The 26,791-nt window shown below is 73.1% G+C and carries 32 protein-coding genes; 14 read left to right on the forward strand and 18 right to left on the reverse strand.

What is annotated here, in order from left to right; all coding sequences use genetic code 11:
* Window positions 1-54: 54 nt before the first annotated feature.
* From AC1WTP_RS15510 to AC1WTP_RS15530, 5 genes are all read right to left on the reverse strand, one after another.
* Window positions 55-1,719 (reverse strand): glycoside hydrolase family 13 protein, encoded by a 1,665-nt coding sequence (locus tag AC1WTP_RS15510; RefSeq protein WP_481650045.1) that lies wholly within the window; start codon window positions 1,717-1,719, stop codon window positions 55-57.
* A 68-nt stretch (window positions 1,720-1,787) separates the two neighbouring features.
* Window positions 1,788-2,828, reverse strand: a complete 1,041-nt coding sequence (locus AC1WTP_RS15515; RefSeq protein WP_481649957.1) for a LacI family DNA-binding transcriptional regulator — start codon at window positions 2,826-2,828, stop codon at window positions 1,788-1,790.
* Between the two features lie 63 nt (window positions 2,829-2,891).
* Window positions 2,892-3,860 (reverse strand): carbohydrate ABC transporter permease, encoded by a 969-nt coding sequence (locus AC1WTP_RS15520; protein ID WP_481649958.1) that lies wholly within the window; start codon window positions 3,858-3,860, stop codon window positions 2,892-2,894.
* A 1-nt stretch (window position 3,861) separates the two neighbouring features.
* The gene (locus AC1WTP_RS15525; protein ID WP_481649959.1) at window positions 3,862-4,908 is read right to left on the reverse strand and encodes a carbohydrate ABC transporter permease; all 1,047 of its coding nucleotides are present in this window, start codon (window positions 4,906-4,908) and stop codon (window positions 3,862-3,864) included.
* Window positions 4,909-4,974: 66 nt separating this feature from the next.
* Window positions 4,975-6,318 carry an ABC transporter substrate-binding protein gene (locus AC1WTP_RS15530; protein WP_481649960.1) on the reverse strand — a complete coding sequence of 448 codons (1,344 nt, stop codon included), beginning with the start codon at window positions 6,316-6,318 and terminating at the stop codon, window positions 4,975-4,977.
* Between the two features lie 251 nt (window positions 6,319-6,569).
* Between AC1WTP_RS15530 and AC1WTP_RS15535 the strand changes: the two genes are divergently transcribed.
* Window positions 6,570-7,343 carry a M23 family metallopeptidase gene (locus AC1WTP_RS15535; RefSeq protein WP_481649961.1) on the forward strand — a complete coding sequence of 258 codons (774 nt, stop codon included), beginning with the start codon at window positions 6,570-6,572 and terminating at the stop codon, window positions 7,341-7,343.
* A gap of 38 nt (window positions 7,344-7,381) precedes the next feature.
* On the opposite strand, the gene AC1WTP_RS15540 is transcribed toward AC1WTP_RS15535, so the two are convergent.
* The 5 genes from AC1WTP_RS15540 to AC1WTP_RS15560 are packed head-to-tail and all read right to left on the reverse strand — an operon-like array spanning window position 7,382 to window position 9,597.
* The gene (locus AC1WTP_RS15540) at window positions 7,382-7,831 is read right to left on the reverse strand and encodes a TspO/MBR family protein (protein ID WP_481650046.1); all 450 of its coding nucleotides are present in this window, start codon (window positions 7,829-7,831) and stop codon (window positions 7,382-7,384) included.
* Window positions 7,827-7,970: a GPGG-motif small membrane protein gene (locus AC1WTP_RS15545; protein WP_007464364.1), complete on the reverse strand. Its 144-nt coding sequence runs from the start codon at window positions 7,968-7,970 to the stop codon at window positions 7,827-7,829. Before AC1WTP_RS15545 ends, AC1WTP_RS15540 begins: the two co-directional genes overlap by 5 nt.
* The gene (locus AC1WTP_RS15550; protein ID WP_481649962.1) at window positions 7,961-8,737 is read right to left on the reverse strand and encodes a metallophosphoesterase family protein; all 777 of its coding nucleotides are present in this window, start codon (window positions 8,735-8,737) and stop codon (window positions 7,961-7,963) included. Before AC1WTP_RS15550 ends, AC1WTP_RS15545 begins: the two co-directional genes overlap by 10 nt.
* 9 nt (window positions 8,738-8,746) lie before the next feature.
* Window positions 8,747-8,956 (reverse strand): hypothetical protein, encoded by a 210-nt coding sequence (locus AC1WTP_RS15555; RefSeq protein ID WP_481650047.1) that lies wholly within the window; start codon window positions 8,954-8,956, stop codon window positions 8,747-8,749.
* A gap of 56 nt (window positions 8,957-9,012) precedes the next feature.
* Entirely contained in the window at window positions 9,013-9,597 is a 585-nt protein-coding gene (locus AC1WTP_RS15560) for a nucleotidyltransferase family protein (RefSeq protein WP_481649963.1), read from the reverse strand.
* A 163-nt stretch (window positions 9,598-9,760) separates the two neighbouring features.
* On the opposite strand from AC1WTP_RS15560, the gene AC1WTP_RS15565 reads away from it, so the two are divergent.
* On the forward strand, window positions 9,761-10,498 hold the full coding sequence (locus AC1WTP_RS15565) for a dTMP kinase (protein WP_481649964.1): 738 nt from the start codon (window positions 9,761-9,763) through the stop codon (window positions 10,496-10,498).
* On the opposite strand, the gene AC1WTP_RS15570 is transcribed toward AC1WTP_RS15565, so the two are convergent.
* A complete protein-coding gene (locus AC1WTP_RS15570) occupies window positions 10,483-11,166 on the reverse strand; it encodes an SDR family NAD(P)-dependent oxidoreductase (protein ID WP_481649965.1) in 684 nt (227 codons plus the stop codon). The genes AC1WTP_RS15565 and AC1WTP_RS15570 overlap by 16 nt on opposite strands.
* Window positions 11,167-11,373: 207 nt before the next feature.
* On the opposite strand from AC1WTP_RS15570, the gene AC1WTP_RS15575 reads away from it, so the two are divergent.
* From AC1WTP_RS15575 to AC1WTP_RS15585, 3 genes are all read left to right on the forward strand, one after another.
* Window positions 11,374-12,288 (forward strand): MurR/RpiR family transcriptional regulator, encoded by a 915-nt coding sequence (locus tag AC1WTP_RS15575; protein WP_481649966.1) that lies wholly within the window; start codon window positions 11,374-11,376, stop codon window positions 12,286-12,288.
* Window positions 12,285-13,235 (forward strand): N-acetylmuramic acid 6-phosphate etherase, encoded by a 951-nt coding sequence (gene murQ / locus AC1WTP_RS15580; RefSeq protein ID WP_481649967.1) that lies wholly within the window; start codon window positions 12,285-12,287, stop codon window positions 13,233-13,235. Before AC1WTP_RS15575 ends, murQ begins: the two co-directional genes overlap by 4 nt.
* A 512-nt stretch (window positions 13,236-13,747) precedes the next feature.
* Entirely contained in the window at window positions 13,748-14,737 is a 990-nt protein-coding gene (locus AC1WTP_RS15585) for a sigma-70 family RNA polymerase sigma factor (protein ID WP_447137846.1), read from the forward strand.
* Between the two features lie 72 nt (window positions 14,738-14,809).
* Here the strand turns inward: AC1WTP_RS15585 and AC1WTP_RS15590 are convergent, their stop codons facing one another.
* Window positions 14,810-15,784, reverse strand: coding sequence for a C40 family peptidase (locus AC1WTP_RS15590; protein ID WP_481649968.1), 975 nt, complete (start codon window positions 15,782-15,784; stop codon window positions 14,810-14,812).
* Between the two features lie 499 nt (window positions 15,785-16,283).
* Between AC1WTP_RS15590 and AC1WTP_RS15595 the strand changes: the two genes are divergently transcribed.
* Window positions 16,284-16,823, forward strand: coding sequence for a DUF6232 family protein (locus AC1WTP_RS15595; protein ID WP_481649969.1), 540 nt, complete (start codon window positions 16,284-16,286; stop codon window positions 16,821-16,823).
* A gap of 33 nt (window positions 16,824-16,856) precedes the next feature.
* On the opposite strand, the gene AC1WTP_RS15600 is transcribed toward AC1WTP_RS15595, so the two are convergent.
* Complete coding sequence (locus AC1WTP_RS15600) at window positions 16,857-17,183, reverse strand: DUF3817 domain-containing protein (RefSeq protein WP_481649970.1); 327 nt, start codon at window positions 17,181-17,183, stop codon at window positions 16,857-16,859.
* A 26-nt stretch (window positions 17,184-17,209) separates the two neighbouring features.
* Window positions 17,210-17,617: a hypothetical protein gene (locus tag AC1WTP_RS15605; protein WP_481649971.1), complete on the reverse strand. Its 408-nt coding sequence runs from the start codon at window positions 17,615-17,617 to the stop codon at window positions 17,210-17,212.
* Between the two features lie 130 nt (window positions 17,618-17,747).
* Here AC1WTP_RS15605 and AC1WTP_RS15610 point away from each other — a divergent pair, with 130 nt between their 5' ends.
* Genes AC1WTP_RS15610 through AC1WTP_RS15620 form a run of 3 tightly spaced genes read left to right on the forward strand, consistent with a single transcriptional unit; the run spans window position 17,748 to window position 18,945 of the window.
* Entirely contained in the window at window positions 17,748-18,071 is a 324-nt protein-coding gene (locus AC1WTP_RS15610; RefSeq protein WP_447137841.1) for a DUF6158 family protein, read from the forward strand.
* Window positions 18,071-18,391: a hypothetical protein gene (locus AC1WTP_RS15615; RefSeq protein ID WP_481649972.1), complete on the forward strand. Its 321-nt coding sequence runs from the start codon at window positions 18,071-18,073 to the stop codon at window positions 18,389-18,391. The genes AC1WTP_RS15610 and AC1WTP_RS15615 overlap by 1 nt, the downstream gene beginning before the upstream one ends.
* Before the next feature lie 26 nt (window positions 18,392-18,417).
* Complete coding sequence (locus tag AC1WTP_RS15620; RefSeq protein WP_481649973.1) at window positions 18,418-18,945, forward strand: DUF1360 domain-containing protein; 528 nt, start codon at window positions 18,418-18,420, stop codon at window positions 18,943-18,945.
* A 67-nt stretch (window positions 18,946-19,012) separates the two neighbouring features.
* Here AC1WTP_RS15620 and AC1WTP_RS15625 read toward each other — a convergent pair whose 3' ends face one another.
* From AC1WTP_RS15625 to AC1WTP_RS15635, 3 genes are all read right to left on the reverse strand, one after another.
* Window positions 19,013-19,222, reverse strand: coding sequence for a hypothetical protein (locus tag AC1WTP_RS15625; RefSeq protein WP_481649974.1), 210 nt, complete (start codon window positions 19,220-19,222; stop codon window positions 19,013-19,015).
* Between the two features lie 35 nt (window positions 19,223-19,257).
* Window positions 19,258-19,494, reverse strand: coding sequence for a hypothetical protein (locus tag AC1WTP_RS15630; RefSeq protein WP_481650048.1), 237 nt, complete (start codon window positions 19,492-19,494; stop codon window positions 19,258-19,260).
* A gap of 210 nt (window positions 19,495-19,704) precedes the next feature.
* Window positions 19,705-20,802 carry a 3-deoxy-7-phosphoheptulonate synthase gene (locus tag AC1WTP_RS15635; protein WP_481649975.1) on the reverse strand — a complete coding sequence of 366 codons (1,098 nt, stop codon included), beginning with the start codon at window positions 20,800-20,802 and terminating at the stop codon, window positions 19,705-19,707.
* A gap of 330 nt (window positions 20,803-21,132) precedes the next feature.
* Here AC1WTP_RS15635 and AC1WTP_RS15640 point away from each other — a divergent pair, with 330 nt between their 5' ends.
* Window positions 21,133-21,348 (forward strand): hypothetical protein, encoded by a 216-nt coding sequence (locus AC1WTP_RS15640; RefSeq protein WP_481649976.1) that lies wholly within the window; start codon window positions 21,133-21,135, stop codon window positions 21,346-21,348.
* Here the strand turns inward: AC1WTP_RS15640 and AC1WTP_RS15645 are convergent.
* Window positions 21,315-22,052 (reverse strand): phosphodiesterase, encoded by a 738-nt coding sequence (locus AC1WTP_RS15645; RefSeq protein ID WP_481649977.1) that lies wholly within the window; start codon window positions 22,050-22,052, stop codon window positions 21,315-21,317. The genes AC1WTP_RS15640 and AC1WTP_RS15645 overlap by 34 nt on opposite strands.
* 181 nt (window positions 22,053-22,233) lie before the next feature.
* On the opposite strand from AC1WTP_RS15645, the gene AC1WTP_RS15650 reads away from it, so the two are divergent.
* From AC1WTP_RS15650 to AC1WTP_RS15665, 4 genes are all read left to right on the forward strand, one after another.
* Window positions 22,234-23,526: a M16 family metallopeptidase gene (locus AC1WTP_RS15650; RefSeq protein ID WP_481649978.1), complete on the forward strand. Its 1,293-nt coding sequence runs from the start codon at window positions 22,234-22,236 to the stop codon at window positions 23,524-23,526.
* On the forward strand, window positions 23,523-24,869 hold the full coding sequence (locus AC1WTP_RS15655) for a M16 family metallopeptidase (RefSeq protein ID WP_481649979.1): 1,347 nt from the start codon (window positions 23,523-23,525) through the stop codon (window positions 24,867-24,869). Before AC1WTP_RS15650 ends, AC1WTP_RS15655 begins: the two co-directional genes overlap by 4 nt.
* 400 nt (window positions 24,870-25,269) lie before the next feature.
* Window positions 25,270-26,295, forward strand: coding sequence for an aspartate-semialdehyde dehydrogenase (locus AC1WTP_RS15660; RefSeq protein WP_481649980.1), 1,026 nt, complete (start codon window positions 25,270-25,272; stop codon window positions 26,293-26,295).
* Window positions 26,296-26,348: 53 nt separating this feature from the next.
* Window positions 26,349-26,789, forward strand: a complete 441-nt coding sequence (locus AC1WTP_RS15665; protein WP_481649981.1) for a PPOX class F420-dependent oxidoreductase — start codon at window positions 26,349-26,351, stop codon at window positions 26,787-26,789.
* The last annotated feature ends 2 nt before the right edge of the window (window positions 26,790-26,791 follow it).

Raw genomic sequence — 26,791 nt, forward strand, 5'->3', positions numbered from 1 at the left:
ACGAGCGTGACGGCTCTGCGGCACAGATGTGCCGCAGAGCCGTCACAGTCAGCCTCAGGCGCGGACCCAGACCGTCACGTCGGTGGGTACCGCGCCGTCCTCGGTCAGCGGGGCGCTGGACAGCACCAGCTCGCCGCCGGCCGGCACCGGCACCGGGGCGGCGCCGAAGTTGGTCAGCACGGTCAGCCCGGCGTTGCGGAACGAGAGCACCTCGTCGCCGGAGGCGAGCCAGGCCAGCGTGCCCCGGCCCAGGCCGTGCTCGTGGCGCAGCTTGAGCGCGGACCGGTACAGCTCGTAGGTGGAGCCGGCGACGCCGCGCTGGCGGTCCAGCGCGTACTCGGCCCACATCGGCGGCTGCGGCAGCCAGCTGGCGTCGGTCGGCCCGAAGCCGTACGACGGGGCGTCGGCCTCCCACGGGACCGGCACCCGGCAGCCGTCCCGGCCGCGCTGGGTGTGCCCGCTGCGCATCCAGGTGGGGTCCTGGCGGGCCTCCTCGGGCATCGTGGTGTGCTCCGGCAGCCCCAGCTCCTCGCCCTGGTAGAGGTAGGCCGAGCCGGGCAGCGCGAGCATCAGCAGGGTGGCCGCCCGGGCCCGGCGCAGGCCGAGCGCGGCGTCCGGCTGCGGGTCGCCGATGCCGATGCCGTTCGGCCGGGGGGTGCCGACCGGCAGGCCGAGCCGGGAGGCGTGCCGCACCACGTCGTGGTTGGAGAGCACCCAGGTGGTCGGGGCGCCGACCGCGTCGGTGGCCTCCAGCGAGCGGGTGATCACCGCGTACTGGGCCGGCGCGGTCCAGGCGGCCAGCAGGTACTCGAAGTTGAACGCCTGGTGCATCTCGTCCGGGCGCACGTAGCGGGCCAGCCGCTCGGCCGGCTCGACCCAGGCCTCGGCGACCAGGATCCGCTCCCCGGGGTAGCGGTCCAGCACCCGGCGCCAGTCCCGGTAGACCTCGTGCACGCCGTCCTGGTCCCACATCGGCGGCCGGGGCTTCTCCACCTCCCTGCCGGAGAGGATCTCCTGCGGCTCCTGCCAGTCCGCGAGATCGGCCTGCTTGATCAGGCCGTGCGCCACGTCGACCCGGAAGCCGTCGACCCCGCGGTCCAGCCAGAACCGCAGCACGTCCAGGAACTCGGCGCGGACCTCCGGGTTGTCCCAGTTCAGGTCGGGCTGCCCGGTGTCGAACAGGTGCAGGTACCACTGGCCGGGGCGGCCGTCCGGCTCGGTGATCCGGGTCCAGGCCGGTCCGCCGAAGACGCTCTGCCAGTCGTTCGGCGGCCGGTCGCCGTCCGGACCGAGGCCGTCACGGAAGACGTACCGGTTGCGCTCGGGGCTGCCGGGCGCGGCGGCCAGCGCGGCCTGGAACCATCGGTGCGCCGACGACGTGTGGTTGGGCACCAGGTCGACGATCACCCGCAGGCCGCGGGCGTGCGCCTCGGCGATCAGCTTGTCGGCGTCGGCGAGCGTGCCGAAGAGCGGGTCCACGTCCCGGTAGTCGGCCACGTCGTAGCCGGCGTCCGCCTGCGGCGACGGGTAGAACGGCGACAGCCAGACCGCGTCGACGCCCAGCTCGACGAGGTGGTCGAGGCGGGCGGTGACGCCCGGCAGGTCGCCGACGCCGTCGCCGTCGGAGTCGGCGAAGGAGCGCGGGTAGATCTGGTAGATGACGGCCTCGGTCCACCAGCCGGGGGCGGACTCGTCCTGCTGCGTCGGGTTGCTGTTCAGGGCCTTCTCCTGTGCGTCGAGCCGGTCGTCGGGTGCGTGACTGCCCGCCGGGGCGGGACGACTGTCGTTCAGTGTGCCCGGGGTGGCGCGGTCGATTCGCGCACGACCAGCCGAGTGGGCAGGATCACCGGCGAGCCGGGCGGGGCGTCGCCGTCCGGCGGGTCCAGCGGCCGCCCGCCGAGCGGGTCGAGCAGCAGCCGGGCGGCGAGCCGGGCCTGCTCCGCCGCGGGCTGCGCGATCGTGGTCAGCCCGAGCGCGCCGGCCAGGTCGTGGTCGTCGATGCCGACGACGCTGACGTCCTGCGGCACCCGCAGTCCGGCCTCGCGCAGTGCCGTCATGGCACCCATCGCCATCTCGTCGCAGGCCGCGAAGATCGCCGTCGGCGGGTCGCCGCGGCGCAGCAGCTCCTCGGTGGCCCGGGTGCCGCCGTCGATGGTGAACTGCGACTCGATGTCCAGGCTCGGGTCCGGGCGCAGCCCGGCCGCGCGCAGCGCCTCCCGGTAGCCGCGGCGCCGGTCCAGGTGGGTGGTGAAGGCGAGTTCGTCGTCGGGGTCGCCGGAGATGTGCGCGATCCGCCGGTGGCCGAGGTCGAGCAGGTGCCGGGTGGCGGACCGCGCGGCGGCCACGTCGTCGATGCGTACGCAGGGCCAGCCGGGCACGCCGGTGCCGGAGCTGACGATCACGCCGGGCAGGTCCAGCGCGCCGAGGGCGGTCAGCTCGGCCGGTCGCAGCGGGGTGGCGACCAGCATGATGGCGTCCACCCGCTTGCCCAGGTTGGCGGTGCGCAGCACCCGCTGGCGGATCTGCTCCCGTCCGCCGAGGTTGTAGAGCAGCAGGTCGTAGCCGGCCTGGTGGAGGAAATCCTCGACCGTCTCGACGACGACGCCGAAGAACCACCGGGTGATCCGGGGGACCACCACGGCGACCGTGCCGGTCCGGCCGCCGGCCAGCCGGGAGGCGCTGGGGGAGACGGCGTACTCCAGCTGCTCGGCGGCGGCCAGCACCCGGCGGCGGGTCGCCGCCGAGACCGTCGGCAGGCCCCGGAGCGCCCGCGAGACGGTGGCCGTGGAGACCCCGGCCAGGCGGGCGACATCATCAATCTTCGTCACGGTTCCCCGCTCCCCACCCCACGCCCGCCGCCGCCGGTGGCCCGGCGGCGGCGGAGCCGCGGGTCAGCCCTTGACGCTGCCGGCGAGCAGGCCTCGCACGAAGTAGCGCTGCAGGGACAGGAACACCAGCAGCGGTACGACGATCGAGACGAACGCGCCGGCGGTCAACCGCTGCCACTCGTTGCCCCGGGTACCGGCCATCTCGGCCAGCCGGACGGTGAGCGGGGCGGTCTCGTCGCCGCCCCCGGCGAAGATCAGCGCGACCAGCAGGTCGTTCCAGACCCAGAGGAACTGGAAGATGCCGATCGCGGCCAGCGCCGGGGTGATCAGCGGCAGCACGATGGTGCGGAAGATCTTCGGGTGGCTGGCCCCGTCGACCCGGGCCGCCTCCATCAGGTCGCCGGGTAGCTGCGAGATGAAGTTGTGCAGCAGGTAGACGGCGAACGGGAGCGCGAAGCAGGTGTGCGCGAACCACACCTGGGCGAACTTCTGTTCGTCGACCAGGTCCCAGGCCGGCATCAGGGTGATGCCGGCGACGGTGACGCCGGTGGAGAAGAACTTCAGCAGCGGCACCAGGGCCATCTGCAGGGGCACGATCTGCAACGCGAAGATCGCGATGTAGGCCCAGTCCCGGCCCCGGAAGTTGATCCAGGCCAGCGCGTACGCGGCCAGGGAGGCGAAGGCGATCGGGAAGAGGACCGACGGGATGGTGATCGCCAGGGAGTTGATGAAGTAGCTGGCCAGCTGCCCGGACGACGAGGACCGGCCGAACAGGACCTGCTGGTAGTTCTCCAGCGTGAACTGCGGGTTGGTGAAGGTGGTCCACCAGCCGGTGGTCTTGATCTCGTCTTCCGGCCGGAGCGAGGAGATGAAGAGGCCGAAGGTCGGGATGGTCCAGACCACCGCGATGACGATCGAGACGATGGTCGCGGTACGGCTGTTCAGCCGCTTGCGGACCCGCGCGGCGGTGCCGGGCGTACGGCCGTCGGTCTTCTGGGTGCCGGCGGCGACGGTGGGCGTTGCGGTCGTCATCTCAGCCCTCCCGCTGCTGACGGAGGTTGCGGATCTGGTAGATCACGATCGGGATGACCAGGATGAAGAGGAAGACCGCGAGCGCCGAGCCCTGCCCGTTCTCGCCGTACCGGAACGCCTGGTTGTACATCTCGTTGGCGATCACGCTGGTGTCGTAGTTGCCGTTGGTGGCGGTCCGGACGATGTCGAAGACCTTGAGCGTGGCGATCGAGAGGGTCACCACCACCACGATCAGCGCCGGGCGGATGCTCGGCATGGTGATCTGCCAGAACATCTGCCAGGGGCTGACCCCGTCGAGCCGGGCGGCCTCGACGATGTCCGCGGGGATGGCCTTGATGGCCGCGGAGAGCACCACCATGGCGAAGCCGGCCTGGATCCAGACCATGATGACGATCAGCAGCAGCGTGTTCACCGGTGACTCGAGCAGCCACTGCCTGGGTTCGCCGCCGAGACTGACCACGATCTGGTTGAGCAGGCCGATCTGGTCGCCCTCGCCGCGGTAGGCGTAGACGAACTTCCAGATGATGCTCGCGCCGACGAACGAGATCGCCATCGGCAGGAAGATCAGCGACTTGGCCACCGCCTCGAACCGGACCTTGTCCACCAGCACGGCGTAGATCAGGCCGAAGCTGGTCGCCACCAGCGGGACCAGGATCACCCAGATCAGGGTGTTGGTCAGCACCCGGATGATCGAGCTGTCGGAGAACATCCAGCTGTAGTTGGCCAGTCCCACCCACTCGTTGCTGTCCTTGTCCATCAAGGAGAGCATCGTGGTGCGGACGGCCGGCACGACCAGCCCGATGCTGAGCAGCAGCACCGTCGGCAGCAGGAAGAAGAGCGCGAAGAGCCCTTCCCGTTGCTTCGGGCGCCGGGGAAGCGGGGCGCCGCCGGCGGACGCGGCGACGAGCTGCGCCTCCCGACGCCGGGCGAACCAGGCCGGCACCACGTCGAGGAGCAGGAGCAGACCGCCCACCACCGCGACGAAAGCGATCAGCCCGTACATCAGCATGAGGAACTTCGGCTGTTCCTCCGCGAAGTCGAACTCCATCGACCCTCCCAGGTCCGGATCCGCCGGTGGGCCGGTCCGCGTGCGCGGACCGGCCCACCGCTCAGATCACTTCCAGCTGCTCTCGATGCCCTGGAGCACCGACGCGGTGTCCTTGCCGTTGATCCACTCGACCATGCCCTTCCAGAACGTCCCCGCGCCGACGGCGGCCGGCATCAGGTCGGATCCGTCGAAGCGGAAGACGCCGGTCTTGTCCTGCAGGATCTGGACGGAGAGCTTGTCGATCGGGCTGGCGACGTTGGCGATGTCCAGCTTGTTGTTCGCCGTGACCCAGTTGCCGAGCTTGGCGCGGCTGTTGACGTACTCGCCGGAGGCGAGGTAGGTCTGCACCGCCTGGACCTCCGGGCGGTCGGCGTAGGCGACGACGAACTCGCCGGCACCCAGCACGGGCTTGCCCTTGGCCGGGTCGATGGCCGGGAAGTAGAACGCGAACACGTCGCCGTCCTCGGCCACCTTGGTGTTGTCCGGGAACTGGTTGGCGTAGAACGACGCCTGCCGGTGCATGGCGCACTTGTCGGTGGTGATCGGCAGGCCGGCCTCACCGAAGGCGGTGGTGCCGATGCTCTTCACGCCGCCGAAGCCGCCGTTCATGTACTTCTCGTTCTTGAGGATGGTGCCGGCCTTGTCGACCGCCTCGACGACCCGCGGGTCGTTGAACGGGATGGCGTGGGTCGTCCACTGGTCGTAGACCTCGGGGCCCTGGGTGCGCAGCAGCACGTCCTCGATCCAGTCGGTGGCCGGCCAGCCGGTGGCGTCACCGGACTCGATGCCGGCGCACCACGGCTTCATGCCGCTGGCGGCGATCTTGTCGCTCAGGGCGATGAGCTGATCCCAGGTGGTCGGGACCTCCCAGCCCTTCTCCTTGAACGTCTTCGGCGAGTACCAGACGAAGGACTTGACGTTCGCGCCGAGCGGCACGCCGTAGAGGGTGCCGTTGACGGTGCCGTACTTCAGCCAGTCGGCCGGCAGGTTCTGCTCGGCCATGGCCTTGGTGTCGGCCCCGAGGCCCTTCAGCTTGCCGGCGTCCGCGAACCGCTTCACCAGACCCGGCTGGGGTACGAACGCCAGGTCGGGCGCGTTGCCACCGTCGACCCGGACGGGGAGCTGCGCCTCGAACTCGGCGTTGCCCTCGTAGTCGATCTCGATGCCGGTGCACTCGGTGAACTGCTCCCACGACCGCTCCAGCAGGTCGGCCTCGGCGTCGCGGATGGACGCGTAGATGGAGACCTTCTTGCCGTCGTGCCCCTCGTACTTCTCGTATGCGGCGCACTCCGCGGAGCCGGCGTTGTCGCTCTTCTTGTCGTTACCGGTGCCGCAGGCGGTGGCGCTGAGCGCCAGCCCCAGTACGCCGGCGATAACGAAGGCCTGGCGTGGTCTGGCAAAGACCGCCATGCCGTCCTCCTTTCTTGCCGGCGCGGCCACGGGGGCGTGACCTGACGCCGGTCCGATGGGCGTCCCAACATGTAAGCGCTTGCATCCGACCCGGTCCAGCCCTCACCGGACACGACCGAGTAACAATCCGGAAACCCCCGCGTTCCGCGATGGGCGCGCTCCCAGCCTGGATTTTCACCTCTTTCGATCGATGGCGATTTCTGTCACGCTGAGGGCAGCTGATCGAAGGATTTCGACATAGGAGGTGCTGGATGGGTAAGCGGTGGTTGAGCCTGTTCGCGGCCGGCCTGCTCGCCGTGGGTGTCGTCCTGCCGGCGGCCCCGGCGATGGCCGCCCCGACGTTCAAGGTCCCGTTCCCCTGCGGGCAGACCTGGTCCGGGCAGACCCGGACCAACCACAGCCCGGCGTACGCGGTCGACTTCAACCGCACCGACGACCTCGGCGACCCGGTGGTGGCCAGCGCCCCCGGCACGGTCGACCGGGTCACCGACCTCGGTGGCACCAGCTACGGCAAGTACGTCCGGATCGACCACGGCGGTGGCTACACCACCTACTACGCCCACCTGAACGGCTTCAACGTCTCGGTCGGGCAGAGCGTCGGCTACGGCAAGGTGATCGGCTGGGTCGGCAGCACCGGCGGCTCGACCGGGCCGCACCTGCACTACGAGCAGCGGCTGAACGGCAGCGACATCCAGGTCCGGTTCAACGGGGCGCTCGCGCTCTACTGGGGTACGAAGAACTACACCAGTGACAACGGCTGCGGCGGCACGACCGGCTCCGGCACCGTCAACACCAGCGGCACCCCGCTCACCGTGCGCTCCGGCCCGGGCACCGGCTACGACGCCGTCGGCACCGTCGCCGACGGCACCCGGGTCACGATCTACTGCCAGACCAGCGGCACCAGCGTCACCGGCACCTACGGCACCAGCACCATCTGGGACCGGATCGGCACCGGCCGCTTCATCTCCGACGCGTACGTCTACACCGGCTACGACGGGTACATCCCGAACGTGCCGCGCTGCTGAACCGGCGGCCGGGCCCCGCCTCCGCGGGGCCCGGCCGCTCAGCTGTTCAGTCGCCAGATGGCGAGGTTGAGCGCGGCGGCGAAGCTGACCCACACCCAGTACGGCAGCAGCAGCGCCGCGGCCGGCCGCCGGACCCGGTGGAAGAGCACGACCGTCACCCCGATCGCCAGCCAGAGCAGCACGATCTCGGCGAACGCCGGCCCGTACCGGCCGGCGCCGAAGAAGAGCGGGGTCCAGATCGCGTTCAGCACCAACTGCACCGCCGCGACGAACCCGAGCAGGGCCCACCACTGCCGCCCGCCGTGTCGAGCGCGCTCCGATATCTCCATGGTCGAGATATCGCCGCCGGGCGAGGCGGGCAAACCTCCGGACCGGGCCGGAACGTACGACGCCGGGGTCGTCGCGTCCGGTGCTCCTGTCGGGAGGACGGAGCTCCGGCCGCGACGACCCCGGCGGGTCCGGGTGCGTACGGCGACCGCGAGGTCAATTGAAGATGCTGACCCCGCCCGGGCCCACCAACAGCCCGACCACGATGAGGACGATGCCCCACAGGATCTGCCGGCGGAACAGTGCCAGGATGCCGGCGACCACGAGTACGACTGCGAGAATCCAGAGAATCAGCTCCATGACCGCTCCATACCCGAGCTTCCGATCCGGGAAACCTGGTGTTGATCGAGGTGGTCACCCAGGTGGAAGACGCTGTAGGCCTGCTTGATGACCGGGTGGGCGACGTTGCGCACGCGTACCCCGCCCGGGGTGGTGCCCCGCTCGCTGCCGTGGTGCGCGTGGCCGTGCAGGGCCAGCGCGGTGGGCGCCGAGTCGATCGCCTGCCCCAACTGGTACGAGCCGAGGAACGGGTAGATCTCCAGCGGCTCGCCGGCGAGCGTGTCCGGCACCGGCGAGTAGTGGGTGAGCGCCACCAGCACGTCGCACTCGAGGGACCGCAGCGCCTCGCCCAGCCGGTCGGCGCTGTCGATGGTGGTCCGGACGAACGCCTTCATCTCCGGCTCGCCGAAGTCGCTGGCGCAGCGGCCGGCGAAGCCGCCGCCGAAGCCCTTCACCCCGGCGACGCCGAGCCGGCCGCCGGCGCACTCCAGCACCACGCCGGTGCCCTCCAGCACGGTGATCCCGACGTCCTCCAGCACCTTGACCACCTGCGGCACCTGGTCGCACTGGTGCTCGTGGTTGCCGAGCACGGTCACCACCGGCACGCCGAGCCCACCGAACTCCCGGGCCACGCAGCGCGCCTCGGACTCGGTGCCGTGCCGGGTCAGGTCACCGGCGAGCAGCAGCGCGTCGGCGTGCTCGGGCAGTTCCTCCAGGGCCGGCCGGAACCGGCCGACCACGTCCTCGTCCAGATGCACGTCGCCCACGGCGGCGATCCGGATCACCATCGAACCTCCTCAGGGCAGTTCCTCGATCTGGGTGGGCGCCTGCGCGCGGATCACCCCGATGTCGCTGGTGATCGGTATGTCGGGGAAGCGCTCGGCCACCCGGCGCAGGATCTCCTCGCGCCGGTGCGGGCTCTCCACCTCGCCGTAGAGCACGAGGGCGCGTTCCCGGCGGACCACGGTGATCCCCTGCTCGGCCACGTCCGGATCCTCGGTCAGCATCCGGTGGATCTCCGCCTCGACGTACTCGTCGGGTGGCCCGGCGCCGCGATGCACGGTCACGGTGTCCCCTTCCCCTCCGGGGTGCCGGAGTACGGCACCACGTCCAGCCGGTCGAGCAGCACCAGGAACGCCTCCGCGTACGGCGAGTGCTGCGTCTCCTTGCGTACCCGTTCCCAATCGATCTGCTCCCGCAACGAGCGGGCCAGCGGCAGACCCCGGGCGAAGTCGCAGTAGTGCTGCGAGAAGCTGAGCAGTTTGTGCACCATCAACTGGGTGGCCGAGAGCACCGGCATGTGGATCGCGTCGACCGGCCGGACCACGGTGTCGGCGAACGTCTCCTCGGTCACCGGGGTCTCGATCGGCCGGTGGATCAGGTCCACCATCCGCCCGTCGTCGTAGACCTTGACCAGCCAGTCCTCCGGCGGGCGCTCGGCGGTGAAGCCGGCCGCCACCAGGGCCTCCAGGGCGCGGTCGACGTCGTCCCCGCGGATCAGGAAGTCGACGTCGTGCTCGCTGGAGTGGCCGCCGTGCGCGTACACCGCGAAGCTGCCGCCCAGCGCGAACGGGATCTCGGACTGCTTGAGCACGGCGGCGACCTTCTTCAGGGTGGTCACCAGGGTCTCGTCCCCGCGCTCGGCCATCTCGATCTCCCGTCGTCGTGAGGGTGGACAGGCGGTTGGGATCGAACTTGCGTACCCGGCATTCCGGTCGTCCACACCTGGCCGGGTCGCGGGTGGGTGCCAACCGGGAGCAGGAAGGACAAACCACCCGGTACGCGAGCGCCCGTCGGATAGCCTGTGCAAGGTGGCCAGATCAACGTGGGGACGGCGCGGCAGGGCCCGATTGCGCGCCGTCGCGCTGATCGGCATCGACGGCTCGGGCAAGACCACCCAGGCGCACCGCCTCGCCGACGCGCTCACCGCGTCGGGTCGCCCCGCCACCTACCACCGCAACGCCGGCGGCCGGCGCTGGCTGGGCCGGGTCGCGCAGCGGCTCGGCCGGCCGGACGCACAACGGCTGGTCGGGCGGCGCGGCCTGCTCGTGGTGGAGTCCGCGCTGCGGTGGCTCGCCATCGCCGCCGCCCTGCTCAGCCGCCTGCTGACCGGCCGGGTCGCGGTGATGGACCGCTACTCCGTCTGCCAGTACGTGAGCATCCGGGCGCACGGCGGGCACCGCTGGGAGCGGCTGGCCCGGCTCGGCTACCGGATCTTCCCGGCCCCGCAGGTCACCTTCCTGCTGGCCGTCGACCCGGCCGAGGCGTACCGGCGGATCGAGCGGCGCGGCACCGACCACGAGAGCATCGGCTACCTCGCCGCGGCGGACCACGCCTACCGGACCCTGCCCGAGTACCCGACGTTCGTGCTGGTCGACGCCGGCCGCTCGCCGGATGAGGTGTCCCGGCAGATCCAGGACCACCTGGCCGGCTGGTTGTCGGCGGCCGAACCGCGCCCCGACGGCCCACCGTCCGCGGAGACCGGTCCGGCCCGGCCGCCGGGGCGGCTGCCGGCGCGGGTGTTCCGCAGCGCTCAGGCCCGGCCGTAGACCGGGATCGCGGCGCCGCTGGTCGGGGCCGACTCGTCGGAGGCCAGGAACCGGATCACCGGCGCGATCTGGGCCGGGTCGACCCAGCGGGAGTGGTCGGCGTCCGGCTGGGCCGCCCGGTTGGCCGGGGTGTCGATGACGCTGGGCAGCACCGTGTTGCAGCGCACCCCGGCGGACCGGTACTCAACCGCCACCGCGCCAGCGAAGGCGAGCACCGCCGCCTTGGCGGTGACGTAGCCGGCGGCTCCGGCGAACGGGGCGACCGCCGCCCGGGACGAGACGCAGACCACCGCGCCGCCCCCGGCCGCCACCAGGTGCGGCAGGGCCGCCCGGGTGACCAGGTGGGTGGGGCGGAGGTTGACGGTCAGCATCCGCTCGAACTCCTCGACCGGCGTCTCGTGCACCTTGCCGCTGCCGGCGTACCCGCCGACCAGGTTGACCACCGCGCGCAGCGGCGCCGCCGGGTCGCCGGCCGCGACCTCGACCGCGCGCTCCGCCCCGGCCGGATCGGTCAGGTCCGCGACCACCCGGACCGGCCCGCCCGCCGCCGTCGCCGGACCCGTCCGCTGCGGTACGACCACCCGCCAGCCCGCCTCCACGAACGCGGTGGTGACCGCACCGCCGAGCCCACCCGTGCCGCCGGTCACCAGCACACTGCGATCCGCCATGCCACCACGCTATCGGCGCGGCCGCCGGGCGTGGTGCCCGCCCGGCGACGACCGGCGGCCGTCCGGCAGCCGGTCCGAGCCGGTGGGCGGAGGCGCCCGTTGCTACGCAATGGCACGCTGTCAAGCGGAGCGCGCCGATTGGCGGTACTTTCGCCAACACGCGGAGTCATGGTTGACGCTCACGCCTCATGAAAGTAAGTTTCATCCGTGGCGAAGAGTCCGAAGATTTCTGCGAGTCACGAGCCGGGTGGACTGATCGTCCACATCAGCGGCCTGCTCCCGTCGCTGTCCCCGGCCGAGCAGCGGGTCGCCCGGCTGGTCGTCGCCGACCCGGCCGACGCCGCCCGGCGGACGATCACCGATCTCGCCACCGCCGCCGAGACGTCCGAGGCGACCGTGATCCGGTTCTGCCGGTCGGTCGGCATGGACGGCTACCCGCAGTTGCGGATCCGGCTGGCCGCCGAGGCCGCCCGCCGGGTCGAGCCGCCGGACGCCCGCGTGGTCGGCGGCGACATCCCGCCCGGCGCCGACCTCGCCCAGATCATCGCGACCATCGCGTTCAACGACGCCCGCGCCGTCGAGGAGACGGCCGAGCAGCTCGACCCGGCGGTCTGCGAGCAGGTGGTCGACGCCATCGTCAACGCCGGCCGGATCGACGTCTACGGCGCGGGCGCGAGCGGCTTCGTCGCCTCGGACTTCCAGCAGAAGCTGCACCGCATCGGCCGGACCGCCTTCTACTTCCCCGACGTGCACACGGCGCTGACCTCGGCCGCGCTGCTCGGCCGGGGCGACGTGGCGGTGGGCATCTCGCACACCGGCACCACCTCCGACGTAATCGAGGTGCTGGAGCAGGCCCGGGCCCGGGGCGCGGCGACGGTGGCGCTGACCAACTTCCCGCGCTCGCCGATCACCGAGGTGGCCGACTTCGTGCTCACCACGGCGGCCCGCGAGACCACCTACCGGTCCGGCGCCATGGCCAGCCGGCTGGCCCAGCTCACCGTGGTCGACTGCCTCTTCGTCGGGGTGGCCGCGCGCAACCGCGCCCGGGCCAGGAAGGCGCTCGAGGCCACCGCCGAGGCGGTCCAGTCGCACCGGGTGGGCTCCGGCCGGAGGCGGGCATGACCGCGGTGGAGCCGGACGAGCAGGCGCCCTCCGTGGCGGCCGGGCCGGTGATCCGGGTCGGCGCGCCCACCGAACGGCGCAACCCGCTCAGCGTGGATCTCGACCTGATGTCGACCCGCGAGGTGCTCTCGGTGATCAACGACGCGGACCGGCGGGTGCCGGCGGCGGTCGCCGCCGTCCTCGACCAGATCGCCGAGACGGTCGACCTCGCGGTGACCGCCCTGCGCGGCGGCCACCGGGTGCACTACTTCGGCGCCGGCACGTCGGGCCGGCTGGGCGTGCTCGACGTGGCCGAGCTCGCCCCCACCTTCAACTCCCCGCGGCACTGGTTCTGCGCCCACCTCGCCGGCGGGCCGGACGCCATGTGGCAGGCGGTGGAGAACGCCGAGGACGACGACCGGGCCGGCGCGGCCGAGGCGGCCGACTGCGTACGCGCCGGTGACGTGGTGGTCGGGCTGGCCGCCAGCGGGCGCACCCCGTACGTCCTCGGGGCGCTCGCCGCGTCCCGGGCCGCCGGGGCCGCGACCGTGCTGCTCTGCGCGAACCCGGAGGCGGAGGCCGCCCGGTCGGTCGACGTCTTCATCGGGGTGGACACCGGCCCCGAGGTGGTCACCGGGTCGACCCGGATGAAGGCGGGCACCGCGCAGAAGCTGGTGCTCAACACGTTCTCCACCGCCGTGATGGTGCGGTTGGGCCGGGTCTACTCGAACCTCATGATCGACATGGTGGCCACCAACGCCAAGTTGCGGGGCCGGCTGATCTCGATCCTGATGGAGGCGACCGGGTGCGCGGAGGAGATCTGCCGCCGCGCTCTCGACGAGGCCGACGGTGACCTGAAGACCGCGCTGGTCTCGCTCGTCTCCGGGGCCGAGGTGTCGGTCGCGCGGGCCGCCCTGGCCCGCTCCGCCGACCAGGTACGCGGCGCGCTCGCCCTGCTCGCCTCCTGACCCAGCCCGGGCACGCTCCACGCACCTTCGGGCCGCGGCCGCCGGCGCGGCGGCGCCCCGGACGCCCCGCCTGGGCGGCTCCGGACGTGCCGTCCGACCCGTCCCGAACCCGTCCGGTGCGGTGGGCATAACCGGAGGCCCCGGATTGTTCAACCTGCCGTGGGGTATCACCATGGGCGTGGATGAACCGACCCGGCCGCCCGCGCGTATGTGGCAGTGACCAGGATCGCAGCGCGGCGGTGACCCGGGTCGCTGTGCTCCCGGGCCGGGCGGTGGTGCCATGGACCGGGCGGACGGCGTCCGTCGATCCGCCGACCCGTGCGTGGTGCCCACCGATGAGCAGCCCGACGGGGTGCTGACAGCAAACATGGACCGGGCTCTCAGCTGATTATCAGGCATTCGTGACACTTTCGACTCACGACATGGAATCCCCGACACGTCTCATCTGTTGTGTAGGTGTCAGCACCGGTGGGCACGGCGGAAGTTACGGGGGAGGGCTGATGGACGTGGGGATGGCAAGGAACCGGGCAACCGGCGCGAGCGAGGGGACCGTGGGCAACGTGGACAAGAACATCGGCATGCGAACCGACGAGGTCGCCGAGGAGCGGGACCTGGTCGGCGTCTACCTGCACGAGATCTCCCGGACGCCGCTGCTGGACGCCGCCAAGGAGGTCGAACTCTCCAAGGCGATCGAGGCCGGCCTCTACGCCGAGCACCTGCTCGCCGAGGACCGCGTCCCGGCCGGCGTCGACCGGGACGAGCTGGAGCGGCTGGTCGCCGAGGGTGAGCGGGCCAAGGACCTGTTCATCCGGGCGAACCTGCGACTGGTCGTGTCGATCGCCCGACGCTACGTGCGCTCCGGGATGCCCATGCTGGACCTGATCCAGGAGGGCAACACCGGCCTCGTCCGGGCGGTCGAGAAGTTCGACTACGAGCGGGGCTACAAGTTCTCCACCTACGCGACCTGGTGGATCCGCCAGGCGATCAGCCGGGCGATCGCCCAGCAGGAGCGCACCGTGCGGCTGCCGGTGCACCTGGTCGAGGACGTCAACCGGATGCGCAACGTGGCCCGCCAGCTGACCCGGGAGCTGGGCAGCGACCCGGAGCCGGAGCAGATCGCGGCGGCCCTCGGGGTCACCGTCGAGCGGGTCAACGAGCTGGTCCGGTGGTCGCAGGACACCGTGTCCCTGGACACGCCGGTCGGCGACGACGGGGACACCAACCTCGGTGACCTGGTCGCCGACAGCGACGCCCCGTCGCCCGAGGAGATCGTCCTCACCGGGCTGGAGCGGCAGCGGATCGAGGGCCTGCTCAACCACCTCGACGACCGGTCGGCCGGCATCATGCGGGCCCGGTACGGGCTCGAGGACGGCCGGGAGCACTCGCTCACCGAGGTGGCCTCGCGGTTCTCGCTCTCCCGGGAGCGGATCCGTCAGCTGGAGATCCAGGCGCTCGGCCGGCTCCGCGAGCTGGCTCGCGCGGAGGGGCTGCAGGCGGCCTGAGCTGGTAGTAATGACGACGAACGGCCGGCGTCCGATAGGGGGACGCCGGCCGTTCGTCGTCTTCGCCGGCGGTCAGCGGACCCGGCCGTAGCCCTGGATGGGCATCAGGTCCATGTCCCGCTTGAGCACGTTCCGCCCGGCGCTGGGCGCGTCGATCACCTGGCCGCCGCCGACGTAGAGGCCCACGTGCCCCAGGCCGCTGTAGAACACCAGGTCGCCGGGGCGCAGCTCACCACGGCCGATGTGTGCCACCACGCCCCACTGCATCCGGGTGTTGTGCGGCAGTGACTTGCCGGCCGCCCGCCAGGCGGCGGAGGTGAGGCCGGAGCAGTCGTACCCGTCCGGCCCGTCGGCGCCCCACCGGTACGGCTTGCCGAGCGCCCCGTAGGCGTAGCGGACCGCCGCCCCGGCCCGGCCGGAGACGGCCGGTGCGTCGGCGGCGTTGCCCGGCCGCGCGGCGGGCGCCTCGGTGGCCCGGCCGTACGCCTGGCGGCGCAGCTCGTAGAGGCGGGCCAGGTCCCGCTCGATGCGCTTCCTGCCGGCCGCCAGCTCGCGGGCCTGAACCGCCTGCCGGCTGAGCGTGACGTCCAGCCGGGTCTTCTCGTCCAGCAGCGCGCGCTGGCTGGCGGTGAACCCGGCGATCCGCTCCTGCCGCTGCCGGGTGAGCTGGTCGAGCGTGCCGAGCCGGTCCAGCAGCGTGCTGGCGGAGTCCGGTCGCAGCAGCGCGTCGGCGGTGCTCATGTTGCCGCCGTTCTTGTACGCGGTCACGGCGAGCGCGCCGACGTCGGCCCGGCTCTGCTCGGCCTGCCGCTCCAGCGGCCCGATGCGCTCCTGCAACCCGGCCACGGCCGCCTGGTTCTCCTTCATCTGCTCCCGGAGCTTGTTGTACGCCTCGACCACGTGCTCCAACTCCGTCGAGGACTTCTCGATCCGCCGGGTCAGTTCCGCGGCCGACGGTTCGGCCCATGCCGCCGTGGCCGGCGCGACCAGCGCGGCCGACAGCATCGTGACGACCAGGCCGCGCAGCGTGTTTCTGAGGGACGACAAGAGCGGAAGGCTCCTCTCCCACCGGCCGCCGTGGGCTGCTGACGCCCCCGGGCGGCACCCGGGCCGGCGCCATCCGGATGGACGGCGGTCGACCGGGCCGGGCCCGCTCAACCTAACCCGGGGCAGGAGTGGCCCGCAGTGAAAGCCGGGGCGAATGTTGGCAAAGGGGCGGGAATGGCGAGCCGTACCGTCACGATCGGTGGGCGCCCCGTCGCTCGGCCGGGGCGCGACTGCCCGTCTTTTCGTCGTACGGGGGATCTGTCGGATTCGTCGTTCCAGGCGTATGCCGCCGGATGCTGGAGCGCTATAACCGAAAAGACGGACTTGGATGGCTCTATCCGGCGGAGAGTGGGCCGACGGAGCCGCCGGGACGGCGAAAACGGCCGTCCGGGCTGGCGGGGCGGCAACACAATGAAGCGCGGAGCCGGGAATCCCGTCGGCGGGCATCGATGCCCGTACCGGCGGCGGCCGACCCGGCGCACAGCCGTGGGAGGTAGCCGTGAACCACGATGGCGCCACGACCCGACCGCCGCGACCGCCCCGACCCACCAAGGTGACCGCGGAGAAGAAGAACACCCTGCTCTACGCCCGCCCCGGGATCATCGTCACGGTCGACCGGTTCACGGTCGGCCGCAACACCTGGCGGGTCGCCGAGCTGACCCACCTGCACACCACCCGCGGGCCGCACGACCGGGTGGCGGTACGTGCCGTCGCCGCCAGCGGTGCGGTGATCGCCGGCGTCGGGCTGCTGCTCGGCTTCACCGGCGGCCTGCAACGGCTCACCGCCGGGGCGTACCTCACCCTGGGTGTGGTGTTCCTGCTGCCGGTGCTGCTCGCCGCGGCGGGGGACCGGTGGCGGCCGCCGGCGTACGAGCTGTGGGGCTGGCACCGGGGCACCGAGGTGCTGCTGTTCAGCAGCGACGACGAGCGGCAGTTCGGCCAGGTCTCCCGGGCCGTGCGCCGGGCCCGGGAGATGAACCGCTACGGCGGCTGGGAGGAACCGCTCGCCTCGATGGACCCGTGGCGGCCGAGCCGGTGAACCGGCCCGCCACGGGCCCGTCGCGGGCGACGGTCAGCCGGCGACCGGCTCCGGGGTGCGCTCGGGGCGCGGGGCGACCCAGGCGCTGACCCGGCGCTCGGCGTAGAAGGAGACGAACGGCACGGTGCCGGCCAGCATCACGGCGAGCATCCGCCGCAGCGGCAGGTCGGCCCGACGGGCCAGGTCGAAGGCGGCCACCAGGTAGACCATGTAGAGGAAACCGTGCGCCGGGCCCACGGTCTCCACCACGACCGGGTTGTCGAACCCGTACTTCAGCGGCATGCCGATCACGACCAGCAGGATCAGCACCACGCCGACGATCCAGGCGATCACGCGGTACCGGGTAAGGGCTGCGCCCACCTTCGTCCGTCCTTCCGAAACCGGCCTCAGCCGGGGTAGTCACCGGGCCGGGCGCCCGGATTGGCGTTCAACCATTGCAGGTAGCGGTTGTAGGCGGTCAGGTCGGCGTCCTCGCCGTCGACGCCGGCGGCCGGCACCCGGGCGACCCGCACCGGCCGGCGTACGCCCGGACGGGCCGCGCCCTGAGACGGTGCCGGCGGCGTCCCGGGTTCGCCCGCGGCGGCCGGCCCGCGCAGGGCGTGCCGGACCTCGCGCCACCAGACGAACACCACGAAGCCCGCGAAGATCGGCCACTCGAAGGCGTACGCCCAGCTCAGCGCGTTGCCCGCGGCGGCCCGGCCGATCTGCCACCACCCCAGCGCCAGGAAGCCCGCGACCAGCACGACCATGACCACGTGACGCGCGATCCACGCCGGGGTCCAGAGCCGCTTCATGGCATCGAGGGTACCGGGGCCGGCCGCGTTCTCCGACGCGGTGTCGTAGTCCGTCCGTGCCCGGGATGGTTTGGTGCGACCCGGTGTGGGCATCCGTCTAGACGCCAGCCCAAAACTCGACCAGGGGGGCGTGATGACCGGATCAGTACGACAGGACGAGTTCCCGAGCCCGGAGCAGCGGATGCCGGAGTGGGGTGGCGACCAGGTCCACGACATGGCCTCCACCGGCGTGGACGACGACGGCGACCTGCTCGGTGTCGACCCCGCCGAGCTGGCCGACGAGGACCTGATCCGCGAGATGCACAGCCTGCACCGCACCCGGCTGGACACGCTCCGGCACGCGTCCGACTCGGCGCTCGCGCACCACCTGCGCCGGACCGCCGAGCTGGAGACTGAGTACCTGGCCCGGCATCCGGGACGCGAGGTCGACCCGAGCCGGCTGCGGGACGAGTGATGGCCTCCGCCGAGCGCGGTGTCTCCGCCCCGCCCGAGGTGGTCTTCAGCACCGCGACCGACCCCGACCGGGCGTCGGCCTGGCTGCCCGAGCCGCTGCGCGCCGACGGCACCCCCGCCGAGCACGCCAGCGCGGAGGAGCTGTCGGCCCGCTGGCGCGCCCCGGGCGACTGGAGCGCCGAACTCCGGGTCGACCCCGCCGACGCCGGCGGGGCCCGGGTCCACCTCGACCTGACCGGTGGCGCCGACGCCGACCGGCTGGCCGGTGAGGCCCTGGACAGCCTGGCCCGCGAGGTGGCTGACAACCTGCAGGCCGGCTGAGCCCGGCGCGAGCACGAGGAGATCGGGTGACCGACCTGAAGGACAAGGTGGCGCGGCTGCGCCAGGCGTACGCGCCGAACGAGTACCGGCCGCTGGGCGGCTACCTGGCGGCGATGGGCGCCTATGCGGGGGTGGCCGGGGCGATCGCCGGCCTGGTCCGGCTGACCGGGAGGCCGGTGCCCGAGCGCCCCGCCACCGCCGACGTGGTGCTGCTCTGCGTCGCCACGCACAAGCTCAGCCGGCTGCTGTCCAGGGACGCGGTGACCAGCCCGCTGCGGGCCCCGTTCACCCGCTACGACAAGCCGATCGGCAGCGGCGAGGTGATGGAGGAGGTGCGCGACTCCGGCAGCTCCACCCGGCACGCCATCGGCGAGCTGCTCAGCTGCCCGTTCTGTCTGGCGGTCTGGGTGGCCACCGGGCTCACCGGTGGGCTGGTGCTCGCCCCGCGGTTGACCCGGCTGGTCGCCACCGCGCTGACCGCGGTGGCCGCGTCGGACTTCCTCCAGATGGCCTACGCGGTGGCGCAGCAGGCCGCCGAAGGCGACGACGACTGAAGCCCGAGCACGGCAACGGGGGCCGGCGATCCGCCGGTCCCGTTGTCGCGTCGACGGTGCGCGCCCGTCAGGTCGGGGTGGTGCCGTGGTTCTGACCGGCCCAGCCCCGGGCCGCCTCCGGCTCCCGCTCGTCCTCGTCCTCGCCAGTGATCACGTCGCGGTCCACCGCGGTCTTGTCGTGCTCGTTGGCGAAGTCCGGGTCCGGCAGCGTGTCCACGCCCTCCGGCGGTTGGCCGAGCGCCGGGACCTTCTCGTGCTGCTCCTCGTGGTGCGACATCTCGCTCTCCTCTCGCCGGGGTCGCCGGGACGACCTCAGGTGACCGACCCGCCGAGCAGATCCGCCGCCTCGTCCACCGCGTACTCGCCCTCGGGCAGCGCGGCGATCCGGGTGAGCAGTTGCGCGGGGAGCTCCGCGGCGACCGCCCGGCGGTAGATGGTCGCCTGGGTGATCCGCTCCTGGCCGTGGTAGAGGTCCTCGAGCAGGTCGTCGAGCCGCCGGATGTCCGGCTCGTCGCTGACGGACGCGTCGGCCACCGGCGCGTCGGTCACGGAGGTGTCAGCCACGGGTGTGTCGGTCACGGGCACGTCCTCGGTCACCCCGCCCAGCTACCCGCGCCCGAATCGGTCAAACCCCACCCCTCCCCCCACCCACCCCGTTGATCATGAGGTCGACGGCACTTCTGGAGATCGACTTCGCCGGCAACCTCATGATCAACGGGGTGGAGGGGGTGGGCCCGGGGCGGGTGGATGGTGGGTGGGTCAGGCGGGGGTCGGGGCGGGGGTGCGGCGGCGGGTGCGGACGGCGGCGGCGAGGTGGTCGAGGACCTCGTCGGTGGTGTCCCAGCCGATGCAGGCGTCGGTGACCGACTGGCCGTAGGTCAGCTCGCGGGTGGGGTCGAGGTCCTGCCGGCCGGGGAGCAGGAAGCTCTCCAGCATGATCCCGACGATGCCGCGCTGCCCGGCGGCGAGCTGCCCGGCCACGTCCGCGGCCACCTTCGGCTGGTTGCGGTGGTCCTTGCCGCTGTTGGCGTGGCTGGCGTCCACCACCACCCGCTCGGGCAGCCCGGCCGCCCGGAGCAGCTCCAGCGCCCCGGCCACCGACTCCGCGTCGTAGTTGGGCCGGCCGCCGCCACCGCGCAGCACCAGGTGCCCGTCGGCGTTCCCCCGGGTGTGCATGATGGCCGGCGTGCCGGAGACGTCGATGCCGGGGAAGACGTGCGGGACCCCGGCCGCGCGGATCGCGTCCACCGCGGTGCCGATGCTGCCGTCCGGCCGGTTCTTCATCCCGATCGGCATCGACAGCCCGGACGCGAGCTGCCGGTGCACCTGGCTCTCCACCGTGCGGGCACCGATCGCGCCCCAGCCCACCGTGTCGGCGATGTACTGCGGGGTGATCGGGTCGAGGAACTCGCAGCCCACCGGCAGGCCCAGGCGCAGCACGTCGAGCAACAGTGCCCGGGCGGTACGCAGACCGGCGTTGACGTCACCCGAGCCGTCCAGCCCCGGATCGTTGATCAGGCCCTTCCAACCCACCGTGGAGCGCGGCTTCTCGAAGTAGACCCGCATCACCACGAGCAGGTCGTCGGCGAGGCGGTCGGCGGCGGCGCGCAGCCGGTGGGCGTAGTCCAGGGCGGCGGCCGGGTCGTGCACCGAGCAGGGGCCGACCACCACCAGCAGGCGGTCGTCCGCGCGGTCCAGCACCCGGCCCACCGCGCGCCGGCCGGACAGCACGGCCGAGGCCAGCGCGTCGTCCAGGGGCAGCTCGTGGTGGAGCAGGGCCGGAGTGGTCAACGGCACGACACGGTCGATCCGTTGGTCGCTGACCCGATCGGTCTCCGGGGTCGTCACGGTGGGCATCCTTCCGCCGACCGTGCCCGGGGCCGGTGCCCGGGTCGAGCCGGCTGCTCGCATGCGAAAGGGCAGGAACTTCACGCTCCTGCCCGGCCGGCTCGTTGCTGCGGTGACGTCAGATCATGGTGAAGTCACCGGCTGGCGAGCCGGCTGCCTAAACCATCGATACGAACGCGTCACGCCGGCAAGCGTACCCGACGCGGCGGCCGGGCTCACCGCTCGTCGCGGAGGATCACCGCCCGGAGCGCGCCGGAGCCGACCGCGGCAGGCGACCCGCCGCTGCCCGGCACGCGTGTCCCGGGCGTGCCCGGCACGCGCCCGGGGTATGGGACCGGCATGACGCACGAGCAGAGCGACCAGGAACGGGTGGAGTCCCGCGCGCACCTGCTGCCGGAGGAGGCGGCGGTCGGCAGCGACGATCCGGTTGCGCAGGCGGACGCCGTCCTCGACGAGTCGGACATCCGGGAGGAGGACCGCAACGCCGCCCCGGACACCTTCCTGGAACGGCGGGCGTCGGATCAGACGGTGACCCCGAGCGAGCCGCCGGACTGAACCCGGGCGCCCCGGGCCCGCCGCGAGCCCCGGTAGCTGTGCTCGCGTAACCAGGCGAGCGGGCCCCTGGCTCGCAGCCCGGCCGGCAGGTTGCCGATCGGGTCGAAGGCCAGCGCGGCGTCCTCCCGGGCGCCGAGCTGGTCGCCGAGAGTCACCTGGCCGATCGGCCGCCACGGCCCGACCGCCGACGCCACCGCCAGCACCAGGCGGGGCGCGCCCGTCCGGGTCGCGGCGGTCACCTCGGCCAGGCTCCGGCCCAGGTCGACGGAGTCCGGGTCGGCCAGCGCGGCCAGCCAGAGCCGGCGCCGGCCCACCCGGTAGGACATTATCGAGCTGTACGTCCCGGCGAACCGGCGGCGCGGTAGCGGCAGGTGGCGCAGCACCGGCGCCGCGCAGCTGGAGCTGGCCAGCAGGTCGAACGGGCGCTCCCCGTCCCGATGCATCCGTACCGCCGCGCCCAGCACGTCCGGCCAGCCCTCCGGCGTGGGCACGCCCCTGGAGAGCCGGACGGTGGCCGGGTAACGGCCGGGCCGGTCGAACATGCCGACCCCGGTCGGCGGCCCGGCGACGCCCCAGATGGTCACCTCGCCGGTGAACGAGCGGCCGAGCGGGTGCAGCAGGCGGGCGCGGCGCAGCCGGGTCAGGGCGGCGATGGCCCGTTCCAGGACGGCGCCGGCCCGGTCGGTACCGGTCGAGAGGGACATGCCTCCCCGGTACCCGGCCGCCCGCGGTCGATGCCTCGCGGCCCGGTGTCCGGCCCCGCCGCTCGCCGGCGGCTGCCACCGTCTGGACCACGCCGGCCCCCGACGAGGGGCCGCCCAGGGGCGCGGCGCACCGGCGACGGCGCGTCACCGTTCCGTCCGGGAGATCGGATAGCGTCGTGCCATGTCCGACAGCGGTTACCCCTGGCCCATCGAGACGACCCGACTGGAGAACGGCCTGCGCGTGGTGGTGAGCGAGGACCGCACCGCCCCCGCGGTCGCGGTGAACCTCTGGTACGACGTCGGCTCACGGCACGAACCGGAGGGGCAGACGGGCTTCGCCCACCTTTTCGAGCACCTGATGTTCGAGGGCTCGGTCAACGTGGCCAAGACCGAGCACATGAAGCTGGTGCAGGGCTCGGGCGGCTCGCTGAACGCCACCACCAACCCGGACCGCACCAACTACTTCGAGACCGTCCCGGCCGAACACCTGGAACTGGCGCTCTGGCTGGAGGCCGACCGGATGGGCGGGCTGGTGCCGGCGCTGACCCAGGACACCCTGGACAACCAGCGTGACGTGGTGAAGAACGAGCGGCGGCAACGCTACGAGAACGTCCCGTACGGCGACGCCTGGCTGCGGCTGCTGCCGCTGCTCTACCCGCCCGGCCATCCCTACCACCACGCCACCATCGGCTCGATGGCCGACCTGAACGCCGCCGACCTGACCACCTTCCAGGCGTTCCACCGGACCTACTACGCGCCGAACAACGCGGTGCTCACGGTCGTCGGCGACGCCTCCGCCGCGGAGGTCTTCGCGCTGGCGGACAAGTACTTCGGCGCGATCCCGGCCCGGGCCGACATCCCGGCCGCACCGGACGGGCGCGTCGTCCCGGCGACCGGTCGGCCGGCCGTGGAGACGGTCACCGGCGACGTGCCCGCGCCCCGGGTCTACGTGGCGCACCGCACCTACCCCTTCGGCAGCCCCGGCTACGACGTGCTCACCGTGCTGGCCACCATCCTCGGCAGCGGCCGGGGCAGCCGGCTCTACCAGCGGCTCGCCGACGGCGAACGGATCGCGCAGCCGGACCTGGTCGGGGCGTACGGGGTGGACCTGGCGCACGCCCCGGCGCCGCTGATCGCCACCGCGACCGCCCGCCCCGGGGTGACCGGCGAACGGCTGGCCGCCGGGCTGGCCGAGGTGGTCGACGAGCTGGCCACCGTGCCGGTCACCGCCACCGAGCTGGACCGGGCCAAGGCGCTGCTGACCACCGCCTGGTGGCGGCAGATGTCCACGGTGGACGGCCGGGCGGACACGCTGGGCCGCTACGCCACCCAGTTCGGCGACCCGGCGAAGGCCGCGGAGCGGCTGCCGGCCTGGCTCGCGGTGACCGCCGAGCAGGTCGCCGAGGCGGCCGCCGAGGTGCTCGGCGCCGCCGACCGGGCGACTCTGACCTACCTGCCGGAGGAGACGTCATGACGCTGATCACCCACCGTCCCGGCCCGGGCGCCGCCCGCCCGTACCGGTTCCCGCCGGTGGTCCGCCGCGCGGTGGCCGGCGGCCAGGTCGTCGCCGCGCACCTGCCCGGGCAGAACCTCGCCGTCGCGCTGCTGCTGCTCGACGCCGGCGCCGCCCGCGAGCCGACCGGCAAGGAGGGGCTCGCCGGGGTGCTGGCCAAGGCCCTGGAGGAGGGCACCGCGCAGCGGGACGCGACGGCGTACGCGCTGGCCATCGAGGCCCTCGGCACCGAGCTGGTGACCGGGCTGGACTGGGACTCGTTCCAGGTCAGCGTGCAGGTGCCGGTGGACCGGCTGGGCGCCGCCGTGGAACTGCTCGCCGAGGCGGTGCGTACGCCCCGGCTCGACCCGACCGACGTGCGCCGGGTCCGCGACGACGAGGCGACCGCGCTGCGGATGGACTGGGCCAACCCGGGCCCCCGGGCCGACGCGGCGCTGCGCGCCGACCTGTTCGGCGCGGAGAACCGCTGGGGCCGCCCGATGTACGGCGACCCGAACTCGGTGGCCGCGCTCGACGCGGAGGACGTCACGGTCTTCCACTCCGAATGGTTCATCCGGCCCGGCACGCTGATCGTGGTCGGCGACCTGGACCGGCTCGACCTGGACGCGCTCGGCGCGGCGGCGTTCGCCGGCACCGGCGGCGGCCCGATCGAGCGGGGCGGCCCGATCGAGGTGCCCACCCGCGCCGGCCGGCGGATCATCCTGGTGGACCGGCCCGGCTCGGTGCAGTCCACGCTGCGGCTGGGGCACCCGTCGCCGCACCGCGCCCACCCCGACCACGTGCCGATGACGCTCGCCGGCACCGTGCTCGGCGGGGCGTTCACCTCCCGGCTCAACCACCTGATCCGCGAGGTGCGCGGCTACACCTACGGCATCCGCGGCGACTTCGCCTCGTCCCGCCGGTTCGGCCGGTTCGCGGTCAGCTCCGGGGTGCAGACCGCGGTGACCGCGCCGGCCCTGGTCGAGGCGGTCGGCGAGATCACCCGTACCCAGGCCGGCGGGGTGACCGAGGACGAGCTGGTGGTCGCCCGGTCCTGGCGGGCCGGCCAGCTCTCGGTCGAGTTGCAGAGCCCGCGGGCGATCGCCTCCGCGCTGACCACGCTGGTGGTGCACGACCTGCCGGACGACTACCACGCCCGGCTGCGGGAGTCGCTGCTCGCCGCCGAGGTCGGGCAGGTCTCCGCCGCGGCCGCGGCACACCTGCACCCGGAGTCGCTCACCCTGGTCGTGGAGGGGGACGCCGCGGTGATCCGGGACGACCTGGCGGCCACCGGCCTCGGCGAGATCGTCGACGCCGCGCCCTGACGGCTGCGGGCGCTGACCCCTGCTCCCTTCACGCCGACGGCTGCGGACCGTCGTGGTCCGGGAGGGTGTGGCCCGCTGGGTCAAGCCCCGCGGGCGCCGGCGATCTCGTGCACCCGGGGCCGGGCCAGGCCGGGACCGGCTCGGGTGGTCGGGTGTGTGATGTGGGTCGCGCTCGGGGGTGGGGCGGGGGCGTGGGCGTTCCGGGCCGGGGGTGGCGATGCTGCGGTGGGGGGCGGCGGTGGCCCGCGAATCTTCCGGGGCGGAGCGTGGCCGGGCGGCGTCGTTGCGGCCGGCGTCCGCTCCCGGTCCGCCGCTCGGCGCGCCCGGCCGGGTGTGGCGTCGGCCCGGGCGGTGGGAAAGCGTTCCCGGTCCGGGGGCCGGGCTGGGTAGCCTCGCGGGCATGAGGATCGGCATTGTGGGGGCCACCGGCCAGGTCGGTGGCGTGATGCGGCAGGTGCTGGGCGAGCGGGAGTTCCCGGCGGAGCAGGTGCGGTTGTTCGCCTCGGCCCGGTCGGCCGGGCGTACGCTGCCGTGGCGCGACGGCGAGATCACCGTGGAGGACGCGGCCACCGCCGACTACGCCGGCCTGGACATCGTGCTCTTCTCGGCCGGCAAGGGCACCGCCAGGGACCTCGCCCCCCGGGTCGCCGCCGCCGGCGCGGTCGTGATCGACAACTCCTCCGCGTTCCGGATGGACCCGGAGGTGCCGCTGGTCGTCGCCGAGGTCAACCCGCAGGCCGCCGCCGCACGCCCGAAGGGCATCATCGCCAACCCGAACTGCACCACGATGGCGGCGATGCCGGTGCTGCGCCCGCTGCACGAGGAGGCGGAGCTGGTCAGCCTGGTCGTCTCGACGTACCAGGCGGTCTCCGGCGCCGGCCTGGCCGGCGTGGCCGAGCTGGACGAGCAGGTCCGCAAGGTCGCCGAGCACGCCAGCGGCCTCGCCTTCGACGGGGCCGCCGTGGAGTTCCCGGCCCCGCGCTCCTTCGCCCAGCCGATCGCGTTCAACGTGCTCCCGCTCGCCGGCTCGGTCGTCGACGACGGCTCCGAGGAGACCGACGAGGAGCAGAAGCTGCGCAACGAGAGCCGCAAGATCCTGGACATCCCCGGGCTGAAGGTCTCCGGCACCTGCGTCCGGGTGCCCGTCTTCACCGGCCACTCGCTCCAGGTCAACGCCCGCTTCGCCCGGCCGATCACCCCGGGGCGGGCCCGCGAGCTGCTCGCCGGCGCGCCCGGCGTGGCGCTGAGCGACGTGCCCACCCCGCTGCAGGCCGCCGGTCAGGACCCGACCTACGTGGGACGGATCCGGGCCGACGAGACCGTCGAGCACGGCCTCGCGCTGTTCTGCTCCAACGACAACCTGCGCAAGGGTGCCGCGCTCAACGCCGTGCAGATCGCCGAACTGGTGGCCGCCGAGCTGCGCTGACCCGTCACCGTGCCGGGACGACAGCGACGGGACCGCGCGACGAGGAGGATGCCGTGCCGGACGACCGGACCCAGCGGGCGTTGACCGACCTGATCGCCGGGCGGTGGATGGGGGTGCTGGCCACCGTCCGGCGGGACGGCCGGCCGCAGCTGTCCACCGTGGTCTACGCCTACGACCGGGAGCGCGACCTGATCCGGGTCTCGGTGACCGACGACCGGGCGAAGACCGCCAACCTCCGCCGGGACCCGCGGGCCAGCTTCCACGTCGGCAGCGACGACGGCTGGGCGTACGCGGTGGCGGACGCGCGCGCCGAGCTGACCCCGGTCGCCGCGGATCCGTTCGACGCCACCGTCGAGGAACTGGTCGGGCTCTACCGGTCGATCCAGGGCGAACACCCGGACTGGGACGACTACCGGCGGGCGATGGTCGCCGAACGGCGGCTGGTGCTGCGCCTGCACGTCGAGCGCGTCTACGGCGCGCCGCCGCGCGGCTGACC

It is taken from the genome of Micromonospora sp. R311, from assembly GCF_056780015.1.